Below are 6,678 nucleotides of genomic sequence, written 5' to 3'. Positions count from 1 at the left end.
CATGGTCAGCTCCGAATTGAGGTCAGAGCTGTACTTTATAGGCTGAGCGTATTCAGTAGCTAGGTGGGGTTTAGGCGACGCTTACTATTGAAGTAGTATGATGTAGTATTTGAAGAAAATGGCTTATCTGATTTTGTTCGTGCATGTACTATTAGGTATGTTCTGAACCCTAATAATACATCAGCATCGAAGTCAGCAAATGGCTGCGGGTTTCCTTCACAATATCTCTTTAGATGCATTAACGATGGTTCCCATAGCGATACGTTTGATGTGCTATCAGCTGATTTTTCTCGATGGTTAGTTTCATAATAACTTCCTATTTGGTGGACCAATAGTGGTCTACAACAAAGAAGTAGGTGGGCCATTCGAGGCCCATCTTATGAAACTAAAGGAAGCTAGAGAAAGATAAAAAAGTTATTAAATGTATGAATAAATTAAATTTTTAACTTAAGTTGGATGTTTGTTTCCTTTGGTTTACCTTGTTATTTCCCAATACAAAATGAGCTAAAGATCTTGCCAAGCAAGTCGTCGGAGGTGAATTCACCGGTGATCTCATTGAGGTATTGCTGGGTAAGGCGCAGCTCTTCTGCCAAAATTTCACCGGCAATATGCATTTCTAGCTGAGTCTGACCTATTTCTAGATGCTCAGCAGCGCGCTCTAGGGCGTCTAAGTGACGACGGCGAGCCATAAAGCCACCTTCAGTTGCACCAGTAAATCCAATACAGGCTTTTAGGTGTTCCCTCAATAAATCAATGCCTTGAATATCTTTAGCACTTAGACGGATAAGGGTATGGCCATCACTCGTTGTTGCGCCAACCGCTTCACCGCTTAAATCGACTTTATTGCGGATCACGGTAATTTCCATGCCTTGTGGTAATTGCTCGATAAAATCAGGCCAGATCTTCGCAGGATCGGTTTCGTGGGTTTCGGTGCCATCCACCATAAATAGTACGTGATCAGCGCCGCGGATCTCTTCCCAAGCACGCTCAATACCTATTTGTTCTACTTTGTCTGGACTATCACGAAGTCCTGCGGTGTCGATAATATGAAGCGGCATGCCATCAATATGAATATGTTCACGTAGTACGTCTCGTGTGGTACCTGCGATGTCTGTAACAATCGCAGCTTCACGGCCTGCTAAGGCATTGAGTAGTGAAGATTTTCCGGCGTTAGGGCGGCCTGCAATCACCACGCGCATGCCTTCACGCATGATGCTGCCTTGCTTGGCTTGTTTACGCACTTCTGCGAGTTGCTGAATAATGGCTTCTAGGTCACCCGAGACTTTACCATCGGAAAGAAAGTCGATTTCTTCATCGGGGAAGTCAATTGCGGCTTCTACGTACATGCGCAGATGAATTACTTTCTCAACCAAAGTATTGATATGTTTAGAAAAGTCACCTTGTAGTGAATGTAGCGCACTTTTTGCAGCTTGCTCGCTGGTGGCGTTGATCAAGTCTGCGATAGCTTCTGCTTGCGTTAAGTCTAGCTTGTCGTTCATAAAAGCACGTTCTGAGAACTCACCAGGCTTTGCCAAGCGCACTTGCTCAATTTGGCTGATTTCCTTTAACAGCATATCAAGTACCACTGGGCCACCGTGGCCTTGTAACTCAAGGACATCTTCACCGGTGAATGAGTTCGGCCCTTGGAAGAACAACGCAATACCTTGGTCGAGTTGTTCACCTGCTAGGGTATTGAATGGCAGGTATTCGGCATAGCGAGTTTTTGGGCATTTACCTAAGATTAGCTCTGCGACCTCTCGGGCTTTACTGCCTGAAACTCGAATAATACCAACGCCACCGCGACCCGGTGCGGTAGCCTGTGCTGCTATGGTGTCTTGTGCGATCATGATGACTCTTTAGACTGTCTGGTTAATAGCCATAATTGTACAGCAATTGATATATCTCAGGTATAGCTGGTGGGTAATATCTAAGTCTGCTCATTGTGTTTTGGGTGGTTGATGACCTTAATGATACGGTTATGCGCTTTTGTCAGGTATAATTATGATCACAGTTTTTACTGTTCTTACTAGCAAAGGTTGTATAAGGGAAACTAACGCTGTGCTGTACTTTCTTCAATATCGCTTCGATCCAAATGTCTCGTGTTTATATCGTGATGCTGAGCAAGTGCCACTGAGGCCGAGAGTCGCGCAGCTGTTGGCTTATTTTTTAGCCCATCCAGATCAGATTGTTACACGTGAAACATTGCTCAGCACATTGTGGCAACACGGTGAGTTTAGAGAAGCTGCACTAACACAAAGTATCACTGAGCTAAGACAAGCCCTCAAAGATAACGCCCAGCAACCCACCTTTATTAAAACCATACCACAGCAAGGTTATCAGTGGATTTGCTCTGTTGAGAGCCGCACATTTACCACATTCAAACTCACTACAACAATGAAAGCGATGCTTGTCGTTGGCGCTGTTGCGTTATGTGGAGTCGCAGCGAGTGTTTACCTCGTTTCTAGCTCAGTTCCCGTTGTCACTCGTGTACAAGCTGAGCAAGACTCGTTAATCATTGTGCCTATGGTGAATGAGACAGGTGTGCAAGCCAATGCGTGGTGGGGTTATGCACTTGAAGCAGCATTGAGACAACATTTACAGTCTCATTATCAATTAGTACCGCGAAGCCAATATCCTGAGCTTGCAGAGAATAGTGGGATTAATAAGCTCACGCTTTCACTAGAGCCGATACAACAGCGTTTTTTACTCAGTGTTACTTATGGAGATAAGCAAAGCGAGATAATTGTTGAACAGTTAGATGAGAGCTTTGAAGCGATTGCAACAGAGGTTATTGCGCAGTTAGCGCTAGGTGTTGATACTAAAACCGCCAAAATATCATCCTTAAATCTAGCTATGAATGACTATTACCGCGGCGTGCAAGCATTAAATGAACAGGGACCTCAACTGGCAAAGGCATATTTTGAGGCGGCTGTGGCACAAATGCCGGAACATCTAGAAAGTCAGTTGGAGCTTGCGCAAATTTGTTGGCAGCTCGGTGATATTGATTCTGCCACCCATCGATTCGAACAGATTTCACTAAGTTCGGCTTCAATCGCGACTCGTGCTCGCTACCACCTCTATTACGGAGAGTTTTTCAAGGCACAAGGCTTACATCAGCAAGCGCTGCAGCAAGCTCAGCTTGCCCTCGATGCTGCTGAGCAAAGCCAGCAAGTTGAATTAATTGCGATGGCATATCAACTCAAAGCAGATGCTTTTTGGGTATTACAACGTTGGGATGAATACCAGCAAGCGATGAGTTCAGCGCATGTTTTGATAGGTAGTCGCTCGTTTGCCTATAGCGAAGCACAGCGGAGTTTCTATCTTGCCAATCCACCAGCGGCTGGTCCCGCTGAAAAAACGTTACTGAACTTAGAGAAGAGTAAACCAGTGCTCGCGCAAGCCATTGCCTATTATGAGCAAACAGAGCAGACCATGAATCTAATAAAAGCTTTGTTTGCTTATGGTCAAAATTACTTAGTGCCAGTGGTTGAAAGTGAGCCTAGTTTATTAAAAGCCCTCGCTTTAGCTCAGAAAAATGGTTATCGCTATTTAGAAAAGCAAATACTCACTTACCTAGGGTTCTACTATATTCAGCTACATCAGGGGGAAAAGGCGCTGCGTTATTTGAAAAACATTAACGGCGAGCCGCGTTTTATTCCAAGCTATGAACAACAGCAATTACTGATTGGCATGGCGCATATGGATATCGCATTGCAAACGGGTGATACGGATGCAATGCAAAGTGCAATTACGCAATATCAAATGCTGTTAGAAAGCGATTATATTTCTTCGGTGACGCGTGCCAACGTTAAATTGTTACTGGGTTGGACCTGGATCAAAGCGGGCAAGCTCGAATTAGCAGAGCCGTTGACGGTTGAAGCAATGCAAGACTATCAAACGTTACAGCTACAAGAAGTTGAGACCTATGCGCTCTATACGCAAATGTATATCCACCTTTTGAGAAACGAGCCTCAACAAGCGCTTGAGATCATTACTGCACATCAACATACCAATTCACATCTTTTGTTGCTTTACGGTGTTGTTGCGGCTGATATGTTAAATGAAGAAGCGCTGCAAAAGCGCTTTTCAGATAAATTGGCCGGACTCGAAAACAGCCAATTATTACAGCAACAGTTGCTGCAAATACGCCAGCAAAGCAGCATCAATAAGCGCTTTATTGCTGAGCTTATCGATGCCCCTTACAGCGTCTATTGTCAGAGTAAATGGACGATAAATTAGGCTCTAGTCTATGTTGGGTGGCTGATTACCGCGATAAACGACTTCACCGTGTTTGTCTTGTACCACCCAGTAAGGTAGCTCTCTAATCTCAAACTGGCTAAATACTTCGTTGTGGTGATCGAACACAATATCGTGTTTGACCTCAAAGCGTTGTTGGTAGTCTCGAGCACTTTGTTCTTCCACATAAAAGGGCTTAATCACAGTAACGACCGGATACGGACTCGAGTCAGCGAGTTGATTGTTTTGCTTTATTCTCATTTCACAGGCAGGAATATGTTGAAACGGACACAAGCTATCACTGAAAAATAACACTCTGTATTGGCTGTTTATAGTCGCTATCGAAAATGACGCACCGGTGAGTGTTTGCAATGGGATCTGTGTTTCTTTCTCTGTGCTTGGTGCACTGTTAGTCGTCAACAACTCTCGTTTGATAACTTTGTCGTCTTTAACGACAACACGAGCAGGTGTTTGCCTTATTGCAAACCGTTGCATCAACTGGTTTTGCTTATCAATAGCTAACTCAGCATAGCTTGGATAGGCCTGTTTAAATTGCGCTAAGCTTGCCTCATCAATATTAATATCGGGCTGTAGCAATCTCCTTGGTGCTAGTGGCGTTGGCAGAGTCGTGGGCTGTACATACTCATCCCAAATATTAATAAACACGTACTCTTGCGTGTTGGCGTGCACAAACAAGCTGAGACACACAGCGGCGAACATAAGTAAGGCTTTAATTGATGACATTAGTTTGCTCCTTGAAGTGTGATCAGATGTTGTTGCAGCTCATCTGTAAACAATGCGCTGCGATAGATTTCTTTGCCGTTTTCATCAATGAGGATATGTTGTGGCGTGCCTAACACTTGAAACTGCTGAGTTATCTTGCCACTACTATCAAATACCGTTGGAAATTGGTAATCATGTTTATCAAGGTAAGCTTGCACGCCTTTTTTTGACTGATTGAAGCCGATATTGACGGCGATAACCTGATAGTGGTTATTGGCTTGCTGAAAGCTTTGCTCAAGCAGTGGCATTTCTTCCACACAGTAGGAGCACCACGTTGCCCAAAACTTCAAGTAAGTGACTTTGCCTTGACTGGTTACGGTATTGTTTGCAAGCGTATTGGCGGTAAGTACGGGATAGTCCTTTGCTGCAGACATTGTGCTGAGTAACATAAAGAGTGAATAAAAAATGATTTTTTTCATGGTGGTTCCTTTGCGTTTTATAGCCAACTTTTGCCAGCTTGAATAAGAAAATATTGCGCCATCGCGACTAAGATAAGTGCGGTTGCTGTAGTGATGTGATTTAACCAAGCTCCAGATCTTGGTAATGTATGCAAAAAGCGTGTACTTAGCCCTGCTAGCAGTAATAGGGTGCTCATACCGAGCGCAAAGCTAAACAGCAGCGCGCCTCCTAATAGAGGTTGCTGGGCATTAGCAACGAAGAGCAATAAGCCGCCTAGAATTGGAGACGTACAAGGAGCCGCAACAAGAGCNTTAGAAGAGGTGCTGGCGAGCCTGTTGAAATCGCATTTGGCAAGTGTGGCAGCGAGATTAAACCTTTTGATACCGCAGCAAAGTAGAGTAATAGATTGCCAAAAATAAGCAGTACCCAAGGGTTTGTTGCCACTTGGCCAAAGAAGCTACCGGTTAGTGCTGCAATAAATCCAAGCGCGGCGTACACCGTTGCAAAGCCTAGTGCATACCAGATTGGGGCAAGGCGAATATGGCGTTGTTGGCTAAGGGTTGCAACAGTTATGGGAAGTATGGGATATACACAGGGCGTAAAGCTGGTGAGTACACCTACTACGAGTGCAATAGGCACTAACCACCAATCAGTTTCGGCACTGGAGAGTGCCTGTAGTAATGTAGATTCAAGCATCGTCTTCTCTTTGCATTTTTTAACTGCAAAGGAGCATGATAGATAGCCCAGATTTGACCTATCAAATCGTCATAAAATCGCCATCAAATTTTATCAAGTGGTTGCTTTTATTTGATATTTTAATTGCTAGGAGTTTAAAAGGAAAAGTGTTTGTTGCTCGTTGTGCTTATAAGATAAGGTAAGTTACCTAGTTTAGGTAACTTAAAATTATACGTAAAGGGAGATATTATGAATAGACTAACACTAGCAGTTGTATCTGCAGCATGTGCGGTATCTGGTTCTGTACTAAGCGGTGAAAATGTAAAACCAGACTACGACCCTACAAAGTATTGTTATTATATCGATCAGGAATACTCTAAGGGATCGGTAAAAAAGCAAAATAACAAATGGAAGGTTTGTGTTGACGGCGGTCCAAATGGTGAGCTCCAGTGGATTGATCAATAACGACAATTTCATATGATGCGCAAATAAAAAACGCCAGCTGTGAAGCTGGCGCAGACTGTTGAAAAAGGGCTGGACACAGATCTAGCCCTTTGATCTAATAAGCGTAGTGAGTTTAGAGAG

Annotated in this window: 8 protein-coding genes; 2 read left to right on the top strand and 6 right to left on the bottom strand. The window is 43.9% G+C overall.

What is annotated here, in order from left to right; all coding sequences use genetic code 11:
• Positions 1 to 59 precede the first annotated feature (59 nt).
• Together CKO50_RS24110 and mnmE are read right to left on the bottom strand one after the other, a co-directional pair.
• Positions 60 to 365 carry a phage integrase SAM-like domain-containing protein gene (locus CKO50_RS24110; protein WP_255230514.1) on the bottom strand — a complete coding sequence of 102 codons (306 nt, stop codon included), beginning with the start codon at positions 363 to 365 and terminating at the stop codon, positions 60 to 62.
• Positions 366 to 482: 117 nt separating this feature from the next.
• Entirely contained in the window at positions 483 to 1,847 is a 1,365-nt protein-coding gene (gene mnmE / locus CKO50_RS19250) for a tRNA uridine-5-carboxymethylaminomethyl(34) synthesis GTPase MnmE (protein WP_095729468.1), read from the bottom strand.
• A gap of 211 nt (positions 1,848 to 2,058) precedes the next feature.
• Here mnmE and CKO50_RS19245 point away from each other — a divergent pair, with 211 nt between their 5' ends.
• Positions 2,059 to 4,239 carry a winged helix-turn-helix domain-containing protein gene (locus CKO50_RS19245; protein ID WP_255230511.1) on the top strand — a complete coding sequence of 727 codons (2,181 nt, stop codon included), beginning with the start codon at positions 2,059 to 2,061 and terminating at the stop codon, positions 4,237 to 4,239.
• Between the two features lie 3 nt (positions 4,240 to 4,242).
• Here the strand turns inward: CKO50_RS19245 and CKO50_RS19240 are convergent, their stop codons facing one another.
• The 4 genes from CKO50_RS19240 to CKO50_RS24900 are packed head-to-tail and all read right to left on the bottom strand — an operon-like array spanning position 4,243 to position 6,114.
• Positions 4,243 to 4,980 carry a hypothetical protein gene (locus CKO50_RS19240; protein WP_095729466.1) on the bottom strand — a complete coding sequence of 246 codons (738 nt, stop codon included), beginning with the start codon at positions 4,978 to 4,980 and terminating at the stop codon, positions 4,243 to 4,245.
• Complete coding sequence (locus tag CKO50_RS19235; RefSeq protein ID WP_095729465.1) at positions 4,980 to 5,438, bottom strand: TlpA disulfide reductase family protein; 459 nt, start codon at positions 5,436 to 5,438, stop codon at positions 4,980 to 4,982. Before CKO50_RS19235 ends, CKO50_RS19240 begins: the two co-directional genes overlap by 1 nt.
• A 17-nt stretch (positions 5,439 to 5,455) precedes the next feature.
• A complete protein-coding gene (locus CKO50_RS24905; RefSeq protein WP_255230508.1) occupies positions 5,456 to 5,683 on the bottom strand; it encodes a hypothetical protein in 228 nt (75 codons plus the stop codon).
• A gap of 8 nt (positions 5,684 to 5,691) precedes the next feature.
• Positions 5,692 to 6,114 carry a cytochrome c biogenesis protein CcdA gene (locus CKO50_RS24900; RefSeq protein ID WP_255230506.1) on the bottom strand — a complete coding sequence of 141 codons (423 nt, stop codon included), beginning with the start codon at positions 6,112 to 6,114 and terminating at the stop codon, positions 5,692 to 5,694.
• A 228-nt stretch (positions 6,115 to 6,342) separates the two neighbouring features.
• On the opposite strand from CKO50_RS24900, the gene CKO50_RS19225 reads away from it, so the two are divergent.
• Positions 6,343 to 6,558, top strand: a complete 216-nt coding sequence (locus tag CKO50_RS19225) for a DUF1496 domain-containing protein (protein ID WP_095729464.1) — start codon at positions 6,343 to 6,345, stop codon at positions 6,556 to 6,558.
• Positions 6,559 to 6,678: the final 120 nt, after the last annotated feature.

The organism is Pseudoalteromonas sp. HM-SA03 (assembly GCF_002289345.1).
In the GTDB taxonomy this organism is placed as follows: Bacteria; Pseudomonadota; Gammaproteobacteria; order Enterobacterales; family Alteromonadaceae; genus Pseudoalteromonas.
Note: the sequence above shows the minus strand (reverse complement) of the source record. Positions and strands in the feature narration are given on the sequence as shown.

Bases quoted from the DNA above. Each gene is read 5' to 3' on its own strand.
- CKO50_RS24110 (WP_255230514.1), bottom strand. From the start codon at position 365: ATGGCCCACCTACTTCTTTGTTGTAGACCACTATTGGTCCACCAAATA.
- mnmE (WP_095729468.1), bottom strand. From the start codon at position 1,847: ATGATCGCACAAGACACCATAGCAGCACAGGCTACCGCACCGGGTCGC.
- CKO50_RS19240 (WP_095729466.1), bottom strand. From the start codon at position 4,980: ATGTCATCAATTAAAGCCTTACTTATGTTCGCCGCTGTGTGTCTCAGC.
- CKO50_RS19235 (WP_095729465.1), bottom strand. From the start codon at position 5,438: ATGAAAAAAATCATTTTTTATTCACTCTTTATGTTACTCAGCACAATG.
- CKO50_RS19225 (WP_095729464.1), top strand. From the start codon at position 6,343: ATGAATAGACTAACACTAGCAGTTGTATCTGCAGCATGTGCGGTATCT.